19 protein-coding genes are annotated in these 18,233 nt (G+C 66.0%); 10 read left to right on the top strand and 9 right to left on the bottom strand.

Annotated features, from left to right (window positions below; translation table 11 throughout):
* Nucleotides 1–10: 10 nt before the first annotated feature.
* A complete protein-coding gene (locus WDM86_20655) occupies nucleotides 11–553 on the top strand; it encodes a GNAT family N-acetyltransferase (GenBank protein MEI9992431.1) in 543 nt (180 codons plus the stop codon).
* Here the strand turns inward: WDM86_20655 and WDM86_20650 are convergent.
* Both WDM86_20650 and WDM86_20645 read right to left on the bottom strand, forming a co-directional pair.
* Entirely contained in the window at nucleotides 535–837 is a 303-nt protein-coding gene (locus WDM86_20650) for a hypothetical protein (GenBank protein MEI9992430.1), read from the bottom strand. The two genes, WDM86_20655 and WDM86_20650, sit on opposite strands and share 19 nt — an antisense overlap.
* A 70-nt stretch (nucleotides 838–907) precedes the next feature.
* On the bottom strand, nucleotides 908–1,507 hold the full coding sequence (locus WDM86_20645) for an aspartyl/asparaginyl beta-hydroxylase domain-containing protein (protein MEI9992429.1): 600 nt from the start codon (nucleotides 1,505–1,507) through the stop codon (nucleotides 908–910).
* 47 nt (nucleotides 1,508–1,554) lie between these two features.
* On the opposite strand from WDM86_20645, the gene WDM86_20640 reads away from it, so the two are divergent.
* Nucleotides 1,555–2,721, top strand: coding sequence for a hypothetical protein (locus tag WDM86_20640; protein MEI9992428.1), 1,167 nt, complete (start codon nucleotides 1,555–1,557; stop codon nucleotides 2,719–2,721).
* A gap of 76 nt (nucleotides 2,722–2,797) precedes the next feature.
* Here the strand turns inward: WDM86_20640 and WDM86_20635 are convergent, their stop codons facing one another.
* Nucleotides 2,798–4,168 carry an outer membrane protein transport protein gene (locus tag WDM86_20635; protein ID MEI9992427.1) on the bottom strand — a complete coding sequence of 457 codons (1,371 nt, stop codon included), beginning with the start codon at nucleotides 4,166–4,168 and terminating at the stop codon, nucleotides 2,798–2,800.
* 133 nt (nucleotides 4,169–4,301) lie between these two features.
* On the opposite strand from WDM86_20635, the gene WDM86_20630 reads away from it, so the two are divergent.
* Entirely contained in the window at nucleotides 4,302–5,735 is a 1,434-nt protein-coding gene (locus WDM86_20630; GenBank protein ID MEI9992426.1) for an ATP-binding protein, read from the top strand.
* 7 nt (nucleotides 5,736–5,742) lie between these two features.
* On the opposite strand, the gene WDM86_20625 is transcribed toward WDM86_20630, so the two are convergent.
* Complete coding sequence (locus WDM86_20625) at nucleotides 5,743–7,188, bottom strand: class I SAM-dependent methyltransferase (GenBank protein ID MEI9992425.1); 1,446 nt, start codon at nucleotides 7,186–7,188, stop codon at nucleotides 5,743–5,745.
* A gap of 419 nt (nucleotides 7,189–7,607) precedes the next feature.
* Between WDM86_20625 and WDM86_20620 the strand changes: the two genes are divergently transcribed.
* On the top strand, nucleotides 7,608–7,892 hold the full coding sequence (locus WDM86_20620; protein MEI9992424.1) for a hypothetical protein: 285 nt from the start codon (nucleotides 7,608–7,610) through the stop codon (nucleotides 7,890–7,892).
* Between the two features lie 197 nt (nucleotides 7,893–8,089).
* On the opposite strand, the gene WDM86_20615 is transcribed toward WDM86_20620, so the two are convergent.
* The gene (locus tag WDM86_20615) at nucleotides 8,090–8,356 is read right to left on the bottom strand and encodes a hypothetical protein (GenBank protein MEI9992423.1); all 267 of its coding nucleotides are present in this window, start codon (nucleotides 8,354–8,356) and stop codon (nucleotides 8,090–8,092) included.
* A 152-nt stretch (nucleotides 8,357–8,508) separates the two neighbouring features.
* On the opposite strand from WDM86_20615, the gene WDM86_20610 reads away from it, so the two are divergent.
* The 5 genes from WDM86_20610 (at nucleotide 8,509) to egtD (ending at nucleotide 12,674) form a co-directional block, all read left to right on the top strand.
* Nucleotides 8,509–9,039, top strand: coding sequence for a sigma-70 family RNA polymerase sigma factor (locus WDM86_20610; protein MEI9992422.1), 531 nt, complete (start codon nucleotides 8,509–8,511; stop codon nucleotides 9,037–9,039).
* Complete coding sequence (locus tag WDM86_20605) at nucleotides 9,036–9,680, top strand: DUF1109 domain-containing protein (GenBank protein MEI9992421.1); 645 nt, start codon at nucleotides 9,036–9,038, stop codon at nucleotides 9,678–9,680. Before WDM86_20610 ends, WDM86_20605 begins: the two co-directional genes overlap by 4 nt.
* Nucleotides 9,681–9,772: 92 nt before the next feature.
* Nucleotides 9,773–10,468 (top strand): peptide-methionine (S)-S-oxide reductase MsrA, encoded by a 696-nt coding sequence (gene msrA / locus WDM86_20600; GenBank protein ID MEI9992420.1) that lies wholly within the window; start codon nucleotides 9,773–9,775, stop codon nucleotides 10,466–10,468.
* 71 nt (nucleotides 10,469–10,539) lie between these two features.
* Nucleotides 10,540–11,730 carry an ergothioneine biosynthesis protein EgtB gene (egtB, locus tag WDM86_20595; GenBank protein MEI9992419.1) on the top strand — a complete coding sequence of 397 codons (1,191 nt, stop codon included), beginning with the start codon at nucleotides 10,540–10,542 and terminating at the stop codon, nucleotides 11,728–11,730.
* A complete protein-coding gene (gene egtD / locus WDM86_20590; protein ID MEI9992418.1) occupies nucleotides 11,727–12,674 on the top strand; it encodes an L-histidine N(alpha)-methyltransferase in 948 nt (315 codons plus the stop codon). The genes egtB and egtD overlap by 4 nt, the downstream gene beginning before the upstream one ends.
* Nucleotides 12,675–12,693: 19 nt before the next feature.
* Here egtD and WDM86_20585 read toward each other — a convergent pair whose 3' ends face one another.
* Nucleotides 12,694–13,458, bottom strand: coding sequence for an alpha/beta fold hydrolase (locus WDM86_20585; GenBank protein ID MEI9992417.1), 765 nt, complete (start codon nucleotides 13,456–13,458; stop codon nucleotides 12,694–12,696).
* A gap of 31 nt (nucleotides 13,459–13,489) precedes the next feature.
* The gene (msrB, locus tag WDM86_20580) at nucleotides 13,490–13,963 is read right to left on the bottom strand and encodes a peptide-methionine (R)-S-oxide reductase MsrB (GenBank protein ID MEI9992416.1); all 474 of its coding nucleotides are present in this window, start codon (nucleotides 13,961–13,963) and stop codon (nucleotides 13,490–13,492) included.
* A gap of 162 nt (nucleotides 13,964–14,125) precedes the next feature.
* Here msrB and WDM86_20575 point away from each other — a divergent pair, with 162 nt between their 5' ends.
* The gene (locus tag WDM86_20575; protein MEI9992415.1) at nucleotides 14,126–14,305 is read left to right on the top strand and encodes a CsbD family protein; all 180 of its coding nucleotides are present in this window, start codon (nucleotides 14,126–14,128) and stop codon (nucleotides 14,303–14,305) included.
* A 51-nt stretch (nucleotides 14,306–14,356) separates the two neighbouring features.
* On the opposite strand, the gene WDM86_20570 is transcribed toward WDM86_20575, so the two are convergent.
* Entirely contained in the window at nucleotides 14,357–16,234 is a 1,878-nt protein-coding gene (locus tag WDM86_20570) for an ABC transporter ATP-binding protein (protein MEI9992414.1), read from the bottom strand.
* Complete coding sequence (locus WDM86_20565; protein MEI9992413.1) at nucleotides 16,231–18,072, bottom strand: ABC transporter ATP-binding protein; 1,842 nt, start codon at nucleotides 18,070–18,072, stop codon at nucleotides 16,231–16,233. Before WDM86_20565 ends, WDM86_20570 begins: the two co-directional genes overlap by 4 nt.
* Nucleotides 18,073–18,233 lie beyond the last annotated feature (161 nt).

Below are 18,233 nucleotides of genomic sequence, written 5' to 3'. Positions count from 1 at the left end.
GCGAGGTCGCGTGACCATCTCCCATCCGCCGCCGGCATTCGACCTGCCGGCGGCGCTTCTTTCCCAAGGCTATCGCCTGCGGCCGGAAACGGATGCCGACATTCCGTTTCTGTTGGCGCTCTACGCCTCCACGCGCGAGGAGGAGCTGAGAGCCGTCCCCTGGCCCGACGAGATGAAGGCTGCGTTCTGCGCCCAGCAATTCCAGGCCCAGCGCGGCCATTACCACGCGACCATCGCGCATTGCCGGTTCGACGTCATCGAGCACCATGGCGAACCCGTCGGACGGCTCTATCTTCAGGATCGGCCGACGCGGCTGCACATCGTCGATATCGCCTTGATGCCCGCCATGCGCGGGCAGGGGATCGGCACCGCGGTGCTCGAAGCGCTGCACGCGCTCGGCCGGCAAACCGGGCGTGGCGTGGGCATCATGGTTGAGATCCATAACCCCGCGCGCAACCTCTATCGCCGCCTCGGCTATCGCGAGGTCGAAAAGCATGGGCTCCATCTGGAGATGGAGTGGCTGCCCTCAAACGATCAGTTGAACAGCGCTTGATGCAGAAAGCCGCGCTCGTCCCGCCCGATCGGGACGAGAAACAGCGTGATCGTGCCGAGCTTGTCGTTCGCAAGCCGATAGAGCCGCTGCGGCGGCATCCGCGGCGTCTGGGCCGTGAAGATCAGGGAAAATGGCGGCCTGGTTCCGGCCGGCGCATGCCGCGCCGACAACAATTCCGCTTCGACCAGCTTGAACGCGATCGGCGGCAGCCCCTCCTCGGCGATCACGAATTCATCGCCGACTTTGTCCGAGAAATCCTCGAACACGAATTCCCGTTCCGTCATCCCATTCGCCTCTGGCGGTCGCATCCCAAGCCCGAATAGATAAACGATCCGTTGCGCGTGCCAACCGGAATCATGCCTGGGCGGCGGCGGCCGACAGCGTCGCGGCGAGCCACTCGTTCACCACCGCATCGATAACCAGGTGCACGCGGTCTTCGCTCCCGCGATTGTGCACGCTGTGAATTTCGCTCAGGCGCAGATACCAGCACTCGCCGGGCGCCATCGCCACCGCGCGTCCCGCCAGCAGGAACTCCACCCGCGGGCCGGTCGCAATCGGGATGTGCAGGCGTGCCGTTCCCGAAGCCGCATCCAGATCGGGATCGCAATGCGGTTTGATCACCGAACCGGGCCCCAGGCGCATCAATCGCACCGAAAGCAGGGGACAGGAGAATGTCCGCAATATCTCGCGAAGATACGGCGTATCGGCGAGCGCCGGCTGGTCGGCATAGTCTTTCGCGCCTGGGTCGGAAAAAATCATCCGGATCGGATGGGTTTCTCCCTCCGGCGCGCGCAATGGAATTGCGCCCCATTGCCCCTCGTAATTGTGCTTCACGAAATGATCCGTCCAGCCGGATCGTTCGAGCATCCGCACTTCACGCTGCAACGGCGCCGGCTCGAATCGAAAAGGCAGCCGGATGCGATCGGGAAGAGAAATCTCGTTCGGCGCGCGCATGACGGCATGCTATGGGAACCGGGTGGTAGCCTCAAGCAGGGACCGCGATGAGTCACGCCTTGAAGGAGTTTCGCGCGCTGGTGATGGCGAGCCCGGCGTTGCAGGCCGGCCTGATGGCGGAGCGCGACCTCGATGTCTTTTGCGCGCGCGCGCTGGACTTCGCGGCGCGGGCGGGGATCGACCTTCGGCGCCGCGATATCGAGACCCCGTCCGATCCCGCGGGCGTCATGCGCTTCTCGCCCAAACCAGCCGATGGCGAGGCGTGGCCGCCGGCCGGCTGGCTTCCGGTCGGCATGGCAATGGACGCCGCCGGACCGATCGTCGCCTGGCACTGTTTCGATGGCATCGCGCTGGGCACGCCGTTTTTCGAGGACGCGGCGACCGTGTCGCGGTCGCTGCCGTTCAATCGCGCGCTCGGCTATCGCATGCCCTTGTCCGCCATGATGAAAAACGCGCCGCCGCGCCCGCATCCCCTGGGGCTGATCTTTCATCTCTCGCGCTGCGGCTCCACGCTGGTCCATCGCATGCTTGGCGCCGGCGCCATGGTGGCATCGCTCTCCGAAGTGCCGATCTTCGATGAAGCAATTCAATTCTGCCTCAATTGGCCGGGCCCGCAGGAGAGCAAGGTCAAGCTGCTGCAGACCATCGCCGCCGGACTGGGCAATGCATCGGGAGAGCTGCCGCTCGTGCTCAAGCTGGATGCCTGGCACATCCTGTCCTGGCCGTTGCTCCGCGCCGCGTTCCCCGGCACGTCCGCGATTTTTCTCTGTCGCGAACCGGCGGAGATTCTCGTCTCGCAGCAGCGCATGCGCGGCATTCAGGCGGTGCCGCAACCGTTGATCGCGGCGCTTTGCGGCATGGGCGATTACGGCGCCTTCGGCATCGACGAATATTGCGCCCATTTTCTGGCCGCGTCCTGCCGCGCCGCGGCCGAGGCGGCGCGAGCCGGCGCGCTTCGCGTGATCGGCTACAAGGGCCTTCCCCGCGCCGTCTTCACGCGCCTTCTGCCGTATTTCGGGCTCGATGCCGACGACGCGGCGCTCGAGCGCATGCGTGAAGCCGCCCGCGTTGACTCCAAGGCACCGGATAAAATCTACGCGCCGGATAGCGAGGAGAAGATGCGCGCCGCGGGCGAAACATTGCTTGCGCTTTCCGAACGGATCGTGGGGCCGGCCTATCGCGAGCTCGAAGCCTTCGCGGCGTGGACACGATAGCCGCGCGGTAACGACGTCGCGGCGGAAACCATCGCTTGCGCACGCGCAAGGCCGACTGTCCGGCGAGGGAAAGCCTTTATCGCGGCCGCCAGGTCAGTTCGAGCCCCACCACATTGACATACGACTCCGTCGTCCCGGCAAGCGTGCCGCGCAACGCCGCGCCCGGCGCCGCCGGGTTCAGCGCCACCGGCGTCGACAGATTGAACAGCCGCGACGCCGTGACGTTCAAATCCAGATCGTCGTTCAGCTTCACCCGCGCCCCCGCCGACAGCCAGATGCGGTCGGCATCGGGAATGCGCGGCTCGCGCGTCGCGTCGGTTGTCGGACTTTCGTCATAGGCCACGCCGGCGCGCAGCGCCCAGCCGGGGCTCACGCGATATTCGACCCCGAGCGATCCGAACAGCGTGTCCTTCCATTTCAGCGCGGTAACGTCTGTCGGCTGCGCCGGATTGGCCGCGATGACCACGAGCTGGCGGACCCGGCTCCAATGCGTCCAGTCGAGCTCCACCATCCCCGACCATTGGTCGGAGAAATCCTCGCGCGCGCCCGAGGTGATCATGTCGGGCATGGTGATCGGCGTCGTCTGCCGCGTATTCGCGAAGAGCCCGGTCAGGCTCTTGATCGTCGCGCCGACGCTGGCGCCGTCGAGCGTGAACGTCAAAGGTCCCTTGAGATCCTGCTGCAGCGAGGAGCGGTAGGCGATGCCGAGAGTCAGTCCCGGAACGGGACGCAGCATCGCGCCCAGCGTGTAGCCGAACGTCCAATTGCTGCCGCTGACCCGCGCCAGGCTGTCCTGTCCGCCGGGCACGGCGCCGGGAATGCCGTTCAGCGCGCCCAGCGTGCCGGTGTCGATCGTGCTGGTCAGCGTGCCCTTGGCGTATTCGATCTGCAGGCCGGCGCCCAGCGTCACTTCGGGGCTGAGCTGATAGGCGATCACCGGCGTCGCGTTGATCGTCAGAAGCGCGGTCTTTCCGGCGTAATAGCGTCCGGCCCAGCCGGCCGGATAGTCGGTGCGAAGCCCCCAGGGCGCCGAAATCGAGAGCCCCACGGTCAGCCGGTCGCTCAGCCTGTGGCGCAGGCCGAGCGCCGGCACCAGCGCGTCGCTGATGAAACCGCGCGGCGTCCTGCCACCGCCCGCGGGATTGCCGGCCGAGGTCGCCGCCGTCGGGTAGCCGGCGCTCGATCCGGGAAGGATGGCGACGAGGCTCGCCGACAGGTCCGTATCGGCCACGCCGGCCGCGGCGGCCGGGTTGTAGACCATCGTGCTGGCGTCACGGTCGCTGGCGGCGGCGCCGGCATAGGCGGCCGCCATGGCGTCGGCGCTGTGTTCCTTGAGGCCGTAGCCGGCGGCGGCGGCCGGCGCCGCGCCCGCCGCGATCCAGAAGACGGCAAGGCCGCCGAGACGGCACAGGCGCGGGAGTCCAAGCCGGAAACTGCGATGGGACATGACGGTGACGGTCCAATCCTTTCAATTGCATGAACGGCGGAGCCGCTCCGTTAACCCTGAACGCTATGCAAATCTTTACTCGCGGCGGTGAACATAGAACGGGATATCGTATTCAGGGCCGCTGGTTATCCGGATGCAGGCGCCAATCCAACACGGCACGGAAGCGGCCGCGAACGGTTATGAAGTCGACAAGCTTCGTCTCCGCTTCCGCGATGCCGCGGTCGAGGCGCGCTATCACGTCGAAAGCATCAACGAATCCCGCTCGCTGATCCGCACCTATCTCGTCGCGGCCGCGCTGCTCTATCTGACCTTCGGCGTGCTCGACTTCGAAGTGGGCGGATCGATGGTCGGCGCCCTGTGGTTCATCCGCTACGGCATCGTGTGCCCGATCCTGGTGGGCGCGGCGCTTCTGACCTATGTGCCGGCCTTCCCGAAATTCGCCCAGACCGCGGTTTCGATCGCGATGATCACGCCGGGCCTCGGCATCGTGGCGATGACCGCGATCATGCCGCCGCCGTTCAACAGCTTCTACTATGCCGGCCTCATCATGGTGGTGATCTATGGCTCCTCGCTGGTGCGCCTCCGGTTCCTGCACTCGCTCCTGATCTCGCTGTCGCTGGTCGCGCTCTACCAGATCGTCTCGACGCAGATAAATCCGATCCCCTTCAAGCAGTGGCTCAACAACAATTTCTTCCTGGTGATGGCGACCGCCGTGGGGCTGTTCTCCGGCTACATCCAGGAGCTCTATATCCGGCGCAGCTACCGCGCGCAGAAGGAGATCGAGGCCAAGAACGCGGCGGCGAACCTGTTGCTGCTGGAGGCCGACAAGGCCAACCGCGCCAAGAGCGAATTCCTCGCCAATATGAGCCACGAGCTGCGCACGCCGCTGAACGCGATCATCGGCTTCTCCGACATCCTGAAGAAGGAGCTGTTCGGCTCGATCGGCAACGAGCGCTATGCCGAATATGTCGGCGACATCAACGACAGCGGCCTGCACCTGCTCGCCATCATCAACGACATCCTGGACCTCGCCAAGGCCGAGGCCGGCAAGCTGACGCTGCAGGAAGACAATATCGATATCGTGCGCTGCCTCGACGACGCGGTGCGCATGTGCCGCGGCCGCGCCGCGACCGGGGGGGTGGAGCTCGCCTTCGCGGACGTGGACCAGACGATCTATGCCTGCGTCGACGAGCGCATCCTGCGCCAGATCGTGCTCAACCTTCTCACCAACGGGATCAAGTTCACCCGCGACGGCGGCCGCGTCGCGCTCGCCGTCGCGGCCGATCCCGAGCACGGCATCGTCATCCGTGTCACCGACACCGGTATCGGCATCTCGCCGGGCGACATCGCGCGCGTCATCCGCCCGTTCGAGCAGGTCGAGAACGTGCTTTCCCGCAGCCATGGCGGCACCGGCCTCGGCCTGCCGCTCACCGCCAAGCTGACGGAGCTGCATGGCGGCCGGCTCGACATCGAGAGCCAGGTGGGGCGCGGCACCGCCGTGACCATCACGCTGCCGGCCGAGCGCCTGCGCGCCGCGCCCCTGAAGCGGCTCCTGAAGGCCGTCTGACACGGCTTCAGCCCTTGCGTATGAACAGCATCCGCACCCGCCCGGTCCGCTCGGTCTCCGTCCAGGCGCGCGCGGCGTTGAGCCCCGCCGCCCAGTCGAGCATGTCGGCGTCATTGCGATAGTGCAGCGTCCAGTCGGTGATGTACTCCATCGGCCAGTAATTGCTCAGCGGGCATTCGTTCATGTTGCCGATGATGAGCAGGCCGCCGGGCTGCAGGAGGTCGAAGAGCTGCTTGACCAGCGCCTTGGCGCGGGTGTGAGTCAGATAGTCCAGGAGCCCCACCGAATAGACCAGATCCTGTGGCGGCAGGCCGGTGAGCGCGTCGGTGCCGCGCAGGATGTCGGTGAAGGAGAGGTTCAGCCCCTGCACCTTGATGCGGCCCTCGGAGTTCAGCACGAAGGGATAGGTCGATTCATGCGCGTAGAGCAGGGCGACCTCTTCCTGGTCGATCAGCGAGAACTCGACGCGATTGCCGCCGGCCGCGTGGCTCGACAGGAACGAGCCGACTTCGCGCGCCGGGCCGCTGCCCAGGCTGGTGATCCGCGCCGGCCGATCGGCGCCGCGCTCGCGCACCACGTCGGCGATATGCGTGCGCACCACTTCCATGCGGGTGCGAATGCACTCGGCGACTTCCAGGCCGATGCGATGCATCAGCATCTCATAGGCGTCGGCGCCCTTGCGTTCCCAGTCATAGACTTGGTTCATGATCTCGAAGTCGCCGGGATAGCCGAGCGGCTTGGCGTAGGAACGGTCCCAGATCGCGCCCTTGCGCAATTCGGGCGTCAGCACCAGTTCGGTGTATTCCTTCGTCGCCTCTCGCATGTCGCGGTCGTTGATCATCGCGTGCGTCAAATCGTTGCCGGTGCGCCACAGCGAGCGCCATTGCTGGATCAGCCGCGGCTCGCAGGTCTCGAAGGCTTCCACCTGGTCGAGCCCATGCTTGAACTCGGTCGCCACCGCCGAATTGGATTCGAGCAAGGAGCGATAGGAGCGCAGCAGGCGCAGCACGTCGGCGCAGAAGGCGCGGTAATCGTGCGGCACGAGGTTGGCGGATTCGGCGCCGAAGGCCGGCGAGCGCGCCGCGATCTGGGCCTGGGTGTTGCGCGTCAACAGCTTGTCGAACTCGACATAGCGGTCGACGAAGGTGAAGGCGAGCTTGGAGCCGAACACCGTGCTTTCCGAGCGGCAGACCCGGGCGGAGCTTTCGAAGATCGGCAGGCCCGATTGCTGGATGCTCAGCGAGACCGTCTCGCCGACTTCCGGCAGGTCGTCATGGCTCTGCTTCGACAGCGCGGAGAGGCCGCCCAGGCTGATGTCGTGCAGGCGGTAGGCGGCGGTGCGCACGCGCACGCGCGGCGCCAGCGCGGGAAACATCCGGCGCGCATCGTAGCGCGGCGGGCGAAAGCGGATTTGACGGCCCGAAGACCCTTTAAGCTCTTCATACGCAAGCATCGCGGCACCCCTGTGAGAACAACCTTGTCCCCTCCTGAAGGCACCCCATTGCGTCCGTCTTCGCGGACGCCATTCCCAGAACCCAGCGCCGGTCGTTGAGTCGCCCGGTCGACAGCAAGATCGTTAACAATGTCTTAATAGCCGAAAGAGTCAGCCAAATCAATCGGATGCCGTCCCCCCATTTGAGGGGTGCATCATGGTTAATCGTTAACCTGGGTAAATAACCTGCCAAGTGATTCAAATCCTTCTGCAATTTGAATCGGTTAGCGGTGCAACCCAGGCGCCGTTCGAAGGTGTTACCGAGACGTTAACCATGGCGCCGCCGCCGTGCCTATTCGTTAAAATGCGTAGCAACCGTCTAGCGCGGCGTTAGCGGGTTCCCGCGCAGACTTGACCGCGTCGAAGCAAGGGCGGCGGGCATGTTCCTCTATCGGGTGAAGGTCGAAGAACTCGACGCATCGCGTCTTCTGTCGCTGAGGGACGGATTGGCGCGCGGCGAGCCAGTCCTGCGCGCGCAATGTCCGATCCGCGAGATGAGCGTCGTCAGCGAAGACGGCGAAGCGGCGCTCGACATCTATCTGGCGCTCGACGATTTCATCGGCGTCGCGCAATTGAAGAAGCTGGTGTCGCAGTTGAACGCGATGCTCGACATGTGGCCGAACCGCACGAAGCCGCGCGTGAGTTCGGAACTGATCCATATCTGAATCGCCTTCCCGTTGCGGGAAGGTCGAAATTCATGAGCGAAGCGAAATGAATTTCTGGGCGAGGGCCGGCGTCGGACGCCAGGCGCCGTCCCGCTCACACTCTGTCGCGGCGCGGGCGAGCGCGTCGCGCAAAGGATGGGCGGGACGCCGGAGGGCAGGGCGTCCCGCCCACTTACGAGCGGTTATCGCGGGGGGACTTAGTGCGAGCCGCTCATGGCGTTCGACGGCGCCATCGTGTTCGTCGGGGCCATCATGCCGCCCGTCACGGGCGCGGGGTGCTTCTTGGGCTTCGGCTTGTGGTCGGCCATCATGCCGCCGCTTGCCGGCGCCATGGCATTGGCGGACGCCGGCGCCATGGTGTTGGATGGTGCCACGGTGTTGTTGGCCGACATGCCGTCGGCAAGAGCGGCGGTGGCGAAAAGCGCGGTGCCCAGGGCGAACGCCGTCATCGTGATTTTGTCCATGATTGATATCCTCTCGATTTGACCGTGTGGGTTACGAAGGCCAGTTCGGACGCGATCGCCGTCCGGTTACGCGCGACTCCGGACTTTTTGCGTGAGGCCTATCGGCGATGTAACCTTTCTCGGGGCTCGCACGAATGTGATGGAGTGAGGCGCTGGTCGAAGCGGAAGCGGAGCTGAAGGCGCTGATGGTCCGGTCGCTCGCGGGCGACGGCGCGGCCTATGCGGAGCTGTTGCGCAAGCTGCAGGGCTATCTGCGCGCCTATTACGCGCGCCGCGTCGGGCGCGCCGCCGAGGCGGAGGACCTGCTCCAGGAAACGCTGATCGCCATGCACACCCGCCGCCAGACCTACGATCCCACAAGGCCGTTCACCGCCTGGGTCCACGCCATCGCGCGCTACAAGCTGATCGATTATTACCGTCGCACCAAGCGCCGCGCCGAGGACCCGCTGGACGATGCCGACATGCTGTTCTCGTCGTCGGACGCCCAAGCCGCGGAGGCGCAGCTCGACGTCGAGCGTCTCCTGCATCGGCTGCCCGAGAAGACGCGGCGGCTGATCCGCGACGTGAAGATCGAAGGCCTGTCGACCGCCGAGGCCGCGGCGCGCCACAACATCTCGGAATCGGCGGTGAAGGTCGGCGTGCATCGCGGCCTCAAATCGCTCGGTCTCGGAGACAAGAAATGAAGACCGACGATCTGATCGCCGCCTTGTCGTCGGATCTGGAGCCGGCGCGGCCGCGCGCGGTGGGAAGCCGGCTGGCGCTCGGCCTGGGCATCGGCGTGGTGGTCTCGGCGGCCGTGATGGTGCTGTGGCTCGGCGTCCGCGCCGATCTGATGCACGCGATGATGACCGGTCCGTTCTGGATGAAATTCGTCTATGCGCTGAGCGTCGCGGTGCTGGGCTTCGGCCTGATCGACCGGCTGGCGCGGCCCGACGGCGAGGGCGGGATATTCGGCCCCCTCATCCTCGCGCCGCTGGGCGTGATGATCGCGCTGGCGATCTATCAACTGGTCCTGGCGCCCGACGACCAGCGCATGGCGATGATGATGGGCGTCTCCTACGAAGTCTGCGCCTTCAACATCGTGGTCCTGTCGATCCCGGTCTTCGCCGGCCTGTTCTGGAGCCTCAAGGCATTGGCGCCGACAAGGCTGACGCTGGCGGGCGGGGTGGCCGGCATTCTGGCGGGCGCCGCCGGAACCGTCATCTATGGTTTCCACTGCACCGAGAGCGCGGCGCCCTTCGTGGCGATCTGGTACACGATGGGCATCGCGGCGGTCGCCCTTCTGGGCGCCGTTTTCGGCCGGGTCCTGCTGCGCTGGCAATGATCCGAAGGCGCCGTGTAACCGTGGACTGTCAGCAGCGAACTACCGTCGACGCCCCTTCGGGGGAGGGTCGAAGGACGATACGGGAGAGACCTATGCTTCGCATGCTTCGCAACACGGTTCTGGCCGCCGGCATCGCCACGATCTGCGGCCTCTCCACGGCCTGCGCCGACGCCGTCGATAAGCCGATTCCGGCCGCCAAGCTCGACGAAGCGAAGACCGGCGCGCCCGCGAGCGAGACCGCGGTGCTCGCCGGCGGATGTTTCTGGGGCATGCAGGGCGTGTTCGAGCATGTCAAAGGCGTGACGAAAGTGGTGGCCGGCTATTCCGGCGGTGCCAGGGAGACGGCGATCTACGAGCTGGTCGGCACCGAGACCACCGGCCATGCCGAATCGGTCGAGGTTACCTTCGATCCGCGCGTCGTGTCCTATGGCGACCTGCTGCGCGTCTATTTCTCCGTGGCGCACGATCCGACCGAACTCAACTTCCAGGGGCCGGACAGCGGCCTCAGCTACCGCTCGGAAGTCTTCTTCGCCTCGCCGCTGCAGGAGAAGATCGCCCGCGCCTATGTCGCGCAGCTCTCGGCGGCCCAGGTCTTCGGCGCGCCGATCGTCACCAAGATCGAGTCGCTGAAAGGGTTTTACGCGGCCGAGGGCTATCATCAGGATTTCCTGATCCACAACCCGACCTATCCTTACATCGCCGTCAACGATATGCCCAAGATCGAGGCACTGAAGCGGGTCTGGCCGGCGCTCTATCGCGACAAGCCGGTGACGCTGGCGCAGCGGTGAACTGCTGACACAATCGGGGGAACTTTCCTGCTATTGTCGCCGTTGACGAGACGCAGCGAGGGCTATCCGTCATGGCGAGAGAGGCGACGATCCCCGCCGAAAGCGATTCGGCATCGTCTCTGCTGGCGGACTATGCGGCGGTGCGCCGCCATAGCGAGGCCCTTGCCGCGCCGCTGACGCCCGAGGATCAGATCGTCCAATCCATGCCGGATGCCAGTCCGGTAAAGTGGCATCTCGCGCATACGACATGGTTTTACGAGGCTGTCATCTTGGGAAGGTTCGCGCCGGACTATCGACCGTTCGATCCTGCCTACGGCTACCTGTTCAATTCCTATTACGAGGGCTTGGGTCCGCGCCATCCACGTCCGCAGCGCGGCCTTTTGAGCCGGCCGCCGCTGGACGAGATCCTCGAATATCGCATGCACGTCGATGAGGCGATGGCGCAATTGATCGAGCAGCGTCCGTCCGAGAGTTTGGATCTCGTCACGCTCGGCCTCCATCACGAGCAGCAGCATCAGGAGCTGATCCTCACCGACATCCTGCACGCCTTCTCCTGCAATCCGCTGCTCCCCGCCTATGCGGAGCGGCCGGCGGAGCCGGCGCCGCCCGCCGCGCCGCTGTTCTGGATCGGCCATCCCGGCGGCATCGTCGAGATCGGCCATGCCGGCGCGGGCTTTGCCTTCGACAACGAGACGCCGCGTCATCCGGTGCTGCTGCGGCCCTTTCGCATCGCCGCGCGCCCGGTCACGAACGGCGAATATCTCGACTTCATCGAAGACGGCGGCTATCGCCGTCCCGAATTCTGGCTGAGCGACGGCTGGACCTTCGTCCAGCGCGAGGCGCTCAACGCGCCGCTCTATTGGATGGGCGAGGGCGACGGCTGGCGCGCCTTTTCGCTGCATGGCCCCCATGCGCTTGAAGAGCACGCACCGGTCGCCCATGTCAGCTTCTACGAGGCGGCGGCTTATGCCGCCTGGGCGGGAGCGCGCTTGCCGACGGAATTCGAATGGGAAGCGGCGTTGCCGCCGGGTCGTGGCGCGGTGTGGGAATGGACGCGTTCCTCCTACGACCCCTATCCCGGCTATCGCCCGTTCGAAGGCGAGGTCGCCGAATACAACGGCAAATTTATGAGCGGGCAGGTGGTGCTGCGCGGCGGGTCGGCCGCGACCCCGCGCGGCCACATCCGCCCGACCTATCGCAATTTCTTTCCGCCGTCCGCGCGCTGGCAGCTCAGCGGCATACGCCTGGCAGGTGACGCATGAGCATGGCCGCGATCAACCCGAAGACGCGCGACAGCGCCTTCCGCGATGCGCTGCTCGAAGGGCTGTTCAAGACACCCAAGCGCATCCCGGCGAAATTCTTCTACGACGAAGCCGGCTCGGCGCTGTTCGAGCGCATCACCGCGCTCCCTGAATATTATCCGACGCGCACCGAGCTTTCGATCCTGACCGGCAATGTGCGCGAGATCGCGGCGCTGATCGGCGCCGATGCCGAGCTGGTCGAGTTCGGCGCCGGTTCGCTGCGCAAGGTGCGCATCCTGCTCGACGCCCTGAAAAGCCCGCGCGCCTATTTGCCGATCGATATCTCCGGCGATTATCTGATGGACGTCGCGGCCACGCTGCGCGACGACTATCCGGGCCTGCGCGTGCGGCCGGTGATCGCCGATTTCACCCGCGCCGTCGCGCTGGGGCCGCTGACGGCCGGCGCGCGCCATCGCGCCGGGTTTTTTCCCGGCTCGACGATCGGCAATCTCGGCCGCGCCGATGCCGTCGCCTTCCTGCGCCAGGCGCGGCAGACGCTGAACGGCGGCGGCCTCCTGATCGGCGTCGACCTGGTGAAGGACCCGGCGATCCTGCACGCCGCCTACAACGACGCCGAGGGCGTGACCGAAGCGTTCAACAAGAACCTGCTGGTGCGTGCCAATCGCGAAGCCGACGCGGATTTCGACCTTAGCCGCTTCGCGCACTACGCCTGCTACAACCCGCTCAAGCAGCGCATCGAGATGTACCTGGTCAGCCTGGCGGCCCAGCGCGTGCGCGTCGCCGGCGAGATCGCGACCTTCGCGGAGGGCGAGGCGATCCACACCGAGGATTCGCACAAATACACGGTCGACGGATTCCGCGCGCTCGCCGCCGAGGCCGGCTTCGTGCAGCGCCGCGTCTGGACCGATCCCGCGCGGCTCTTCAGCGTGCAGTGGCTGGCCTAGTTCTGAAGGACGGCGTGGATCAGATCCCGCCGTCCAGGAACTCGAACACCGTCGCCTTGAACAGCGCGTGGCCGATGATCGAGAAGTGATCCATCCCCGGGATGACCACGGCCCGGCCATCCGGAAACGCCTTGGCGAGCGGCTCGGGATCGCCGGCGAGTTCGTCGCGCGCGCCGGCCACGACCAGAACCGGCACGGGCAGCTTCTCGACATCGGCGCGGCTGAACGGCTGGTCCTTGGCGCGGGTGAGCGCGGCCAGCGCGAAGCGGTCTTCCTTCTGGTCGTCGGCGAATTGGCGGAAGCTTTTCAGCATCGGGTCCGCGATGCTTTCGACATCCTCGGCCTCCATCGCCTCGGCCATCGGGTTGCCGGCGATTTCGCGCCGCTCGAACAGTTTCTCGCCGGTGCCGCCCAGCGTCAGCGTCGCGAAGCGCTCCGGCGCCCGCAGCGCCGCCGCCAGCGCCAGCCGTGATCCCATCGAGAAGCCGAGAATGTGGGCGCGAGGCACCGCCAGATGATCCATCAGCGCCAGGATATCGCCGGCCATGGCCTCGCGGCCGTACAGCACGGGATCGTGCGGCTTGGCGCTCTCGCCATGGCCCCGGCAATCGAGCGCGATCACGCGCATGCGCCGCCGCTCGAAGGCGCCGTACCAGCCGAGCCTGCGCCAGTTCTCCGCGCGGTTGGAGGCGAAGCCGTGGACGAGGATCATCGGCCTTCCCTCGCCGGGGCCGCCGATGTCGTCATAGGCCAGCGTCAGCCCGCCGGATTCGAAAGTCGCCATGCCGCTATTGTCCGGCGAAGGCGCGCCTGACTCAAGCCGGCTTGAAGCCCAGCGCCACGCCGTCCATGCAATAGCGCAGGCCGGTCGGCTTGGGGCCATCGTCGAACACATGGCCGAGATGGCCGCCGCAGCGGCTGCAATGCACCTCGGTGCGGCTCTCGATCCAGCTGTCGTCGCTCGTGGTCTCGACGGCATGCGGCAGCGGCGCCCAGAAGCTCGGCCAGCCCGTGCCGCTGTCGAATTTGGTCGACGAGGCGAACACCGGCAGCGCGCAGCCGGCGCAGGTGAACGTGCCCTTGCGGTGCTCGTTCAGCAGCGGGCTCGAATAGGGCTGCTCGGTGCCTTGCTCGCGCAGCACGTGATAGGCTTCCTGCGACAGCAACCTGCGCCACTCCGCTTCGGTGTGCTGCACCGCATAGGTCTTGGCCAGGGCCGGCCACGCGCCCAGCGACGCGCCAGCGCTGCCGAGCAGCAGAACTTGCAAGATGTTGCGTCTCGATGTCATGGCGGTCTCCGTTCGGTCCGGTATACGACAATTCGGCCAGATTGGATTTCGGTTACGCCGCTCCGTTCCCGCGGGCGCGAAATATATAAGGGGCCGGTTCCCGGAACGACGCCGACGGGGGAACGTTTCCTCCCTGCATTTCCCCAAAAACGGAGAACGAAAATGGACAAGGATCGCATCGAGGGTTCCGCCAACCAGGCCAAGGGCGCCATCAAGGAAGCCGCTGGCAAGATCACCGGCGACTCCAAGCTCCAGGCCGAGGGCACAGCCGACAAGCTGAAGGGCAAGGTCCAGAGCGCCGTCGGCGGGGCCAAGGACGCCATTCGCGACGCTACGAAGTAGTCGTCGCCTTCGCACGAACGGAAAAGCCCGGCGCAAGCCGGGCTTTTTTCGTTACAGCGCCGCTTCCTGGAACTGCAATTCATAAAGCGTGCGATAGAGCCCGCCCTTGGCGATCAGTTCCTCATGCGTGCCGATCTCGCGCACCCGCCCCTCGGTCAGCACCACGATGCGGTGCGCGTCCTTGATCGTCTGCAGCCGGTGCGCGATGATCACCGAGGTGCGCCCCTCGGTCAGCTTCAGCAGCGCGTCCTGGATCACCAGTTCCGTCTCGGTATCGATGCTGGCGGTCGCCTCGTCGAGCACCAGAACTTCCGGATTCATCGCCAGCACGCGCGCGAAGGCGAGCAGTTGGCGCTGGCCATGGGAGAGATTCCGCCCGCGCTCGTTCAGCGGCGTGTCGTAGCCCTGGGGCAGGGCGCGGATGAACGGATCGGCGTGGACCAGCTTGGCGGCGTACTCCGCCACCTCGCGGGTGATGCGCGGGTCGTTGAGCGCGATATTGTCGTAGACCGTCCCCGAGAAGATGTGGAAATCCTGCAGCACCACGCCGATCCGCGCGCGGATATCCGACGGCCTGATCTGCATGATGTCGATATCGTCGAGGAAGATGCTGCCGTCCGGCACGTCGTAGAACCGACAGAGCAGGCGGATCAGCGAGGTCTTGCCCGAACCCGTCGGCCCGACGATGGCGATGCGCTCGCCGGGCCGGATGTCGAAGCTGACGTCCTTCAGGATCGGATGCTCGGGCATATAGCCGAAGGTCAAATGGCGGAATTCGACCTTGCCGTGCAGGTCGGGGGGCAGGGGCGTCGGATGTTCGGGCTGCTTCAGCGCCTCGTTCCAGTCGAGCGCCTGGAAGATGCGCTCGCCGCTCGCCATGGCGCGGAACACGATGTTCCACTGCTCGCCCATCGCGACGATGGGGCGGAACAGCATGTCGAGGAACTGCGTGAACAGCAGCAGCGTGCCGACCGTCATCTCCTGGTGCAGCACAAGATGCCCGCCGAACCACACGATGACCGCGATGCCGATATAGTTCATGCCGTCGATGAACGGGCCGTAGAAACTCTCGATGGTCAGCGCCCTGGTCTCGCTGCCGCGGTTCTCGTTGTTGATCGCCGAATAGCGCTGGAAGTTGATCTTCTCCCGGCCATAGAGCTGCACCACCTCGATGCCGGAGAGGTTCTCCTGCAGATTCTCGTTCAGCCGCGACACCGTCATGCGGATGATGCGGTAGAGCGGGCGCGACATGCGCCGGAACATCCAGGTGAAGAACGCGGCGACCGGCAGGACCGGCAGCAATTCGAGCGTCAGCACCGGCGACAGCGTGACCATGATGGTGATGGCGACGAAGAACGGCACGAACTGCCCGGCGAGCTGGCCGAAGCCGGCGAACAGCTCGAACAGCGTCTCCACGTCGTTGGCCACGCGCGTCATCACCCGGCCCACCGCGACGCGGTCGTAAAAGCTCGACGGCAGGTGCTCCAGATGCTCGAACAGATCGCAGCGCAGATCGCGCAGCGTGTTCAGCGTCGCGCGGCCGAACAGGATGCCGAAGCCGCGTCCCAGCGCGGCGGCGAGCAGGATCCACAGCATGTACTGGATGCAGGCCGCGATAAGCGGCGTCGTGCCCACCGTCGCCGCGATCCAGCGGTTGAACGCCTCCTGGCCGAGATCGGCCAGCTCCGGCCCCTGGTGCTTCAGCACGATGCCGTCGACCAGCACGCGGCTCATCACCGTCGGCGCCATGATCGAGGCGATAGCCGCGAGCAGCACCAGCACCAGCGATCCGGCCGCCTGGGCGCGATAGGGCTTCATCCAGTGCAGCAGGCGGCGCACCTGTCCGACGTCCAGGCTCTTGCCGTAGACGTCGTCGTCGAAGGCACCCTTCGGCCGGCGCGGCGCGGCGGAAACGGTCGCGTCCGTCATTTCGCCGCCTTCTCGCGTTCGAGTTCGTGCACCAATTCCTCGCGCCGCCCCTGGACTTGCGCGAAATGCGCGTAGATGCCGCCCTGAGCGATCAACTCGGCATGCGTTCCGGCTTCCACGACGCGCCCCGCGTCGAGCACGAAAATGCGGTCGGCATGCCGCGCGGTGGAGACGCGGTGCGATACAAGCATCGTCGTGCGCCCGGCCCGCAGCGTCTTCAGCCGCGACAGAATGTGTTCCTCGGTCTCGGTATCCACGCTGGAGAAACAGTCGTCGAGCAACAGCACCGGCGTATCGCGGATCAATCCGCGCGCCAGGCTGGTGCGCTGCTTCTGCCCGCCCGACAGCGTCACGCCGCGCTCGCCGACCAGCGTCTTCAGGTGATCGGGGAAGCGTTCGATGGTGTCTTCCAAATCGGCGGCTTCCGCCGCGCCCCAGATCTCGTCCGCCGGACGGTTCGGGTTGTCGTAGGCGATGTTGCGGCCGAGCTCGTCGGCGAACAGGAACGGGTCCTGCGGCACCAGCGCGATCTGGCCGCGCACCTGCGCAATGGGCAGCAGGCGGATGTCGCGCCCGTCGAGATAGATCGTGCCCGGCGGCGGATCGAGCAGCCGCACGATGGACCGCAGCAAGGTCGACTTGCCCGAACCGACGCGGCCCAGGATCGCGATGGTCTCGCCCGCCTTCACATGCAGCGACACATCGTTCAGCGCCGCCGTCCCGGTCGCCGCCGCCTTGGCATCCGTCGCGCGCGCGTCCTTGGCCGAGGCGCGCCGCGGATAGGTATAGGACAGATGCTGCAGCCTTATGTCGCCGCCGATCTTGTCAAGCGGCTCGGCGTCCGGCGCGTCGCGGATCTCGGGCTCATAGTCCAGGATCTCGAACAGCCGCGCGGCGCCGGACGAACCGCGCTGGAACATCGACACGATCTGGCCCGATTGCTGGATCGGCGCCACCGCCATAGCGAGATAGAGCGTGAAGGCGGTGAAGGTGCCGACGCTCATCTCGCCGTGCAGCACCTGCCAGCCGCCGAAGCCCATGATGATCATCACCGCGAGGCCGGTGAACACCACCATCCAGGCGTTCAGCGCCGCGTTCAGCACCATCAGCCGGAAGTAATTGTCGGCATAGGCGCCCGACACCGTCTTGAAGCGCGCGACCTCGCGGTCCTCCTGCGCATGCGTCTGGATGGTGCGGATGCCGTTGAGGTTCTCCTGCACCGACTCCGACAGCGAGGAAAAGCCCTCCTGCACCAGCGTCGACTGCTCGTAGATCCGCCGCGACAGGAAATAGCCCATGACGGCGATGAACGGCATGATCGGCAAAAGCCATAGCGTCAGCTTGAGCGACAGCACCATCATGAAGGCGAAGGCGATAAGGCCGGAGAAGCCGAGCACGATCAGCGTGCGGCTGCCGACGCCGATCAACTGCCGCACGAGGTTCAGATCGTTGATGGCGCGCGCCATCAGGTCGCCGGTCGGAAAGCGCGCGAAGAAGCGCGGCCCCTGCAATTCGAAATGCCAATAGAGCCGCTCGCGCATGTCATAGGTCACGGTGACGCCGACCAGCCGCACGAGCTGGCGCCCATAGGCGACCGTCGCATAGCGCGCCACCGCGAGCCCCAGGATGCCCAGCACCGGCGCCAGCAGGCGCGTGTCGCCGACCGTCACCCGGTTGACGCCCAGCCGGACGAACAACGGCATGCCGGCCTCGAACACGCGGCCCAGGCAGATGAAGAACATCCCGCTCCAGAACGCCCAGCCGTGCCGGTTGACCAGCGGAATCAGCCGCCAAAGCGGCCCCCTTCGCGGCTGCGTCTGTGTTTCGGCGGCGGTCAAATGCGCATCCGGCGCCTGGCGGCACCGTTTCCCTGGAGCCGCGGGGCGGCTCGTTTTTCGTCTGAGTCGATGGATTTTAGGGAAGCTGTTGCCCGCGTGCCACTGGTTTCGCCGCTTTGAAGGCCCATCTCGACTGTTGCGACAACGGGGCCGCGCGGCGA

The sequence above is a fragment of the Rhizomicrobium sp. genome (assembly GCA_037200045.1).
In the GTDB taxonomy this organism is placed as follows: Bacteria; Pseudomonadota; Alphaproteobacteria; order Micropepsales; family Micropepsaceae; genus Rhizomicrobium.
This window is presented reverse-complemented; position numbering and strand designations above follow the sequence as displayed.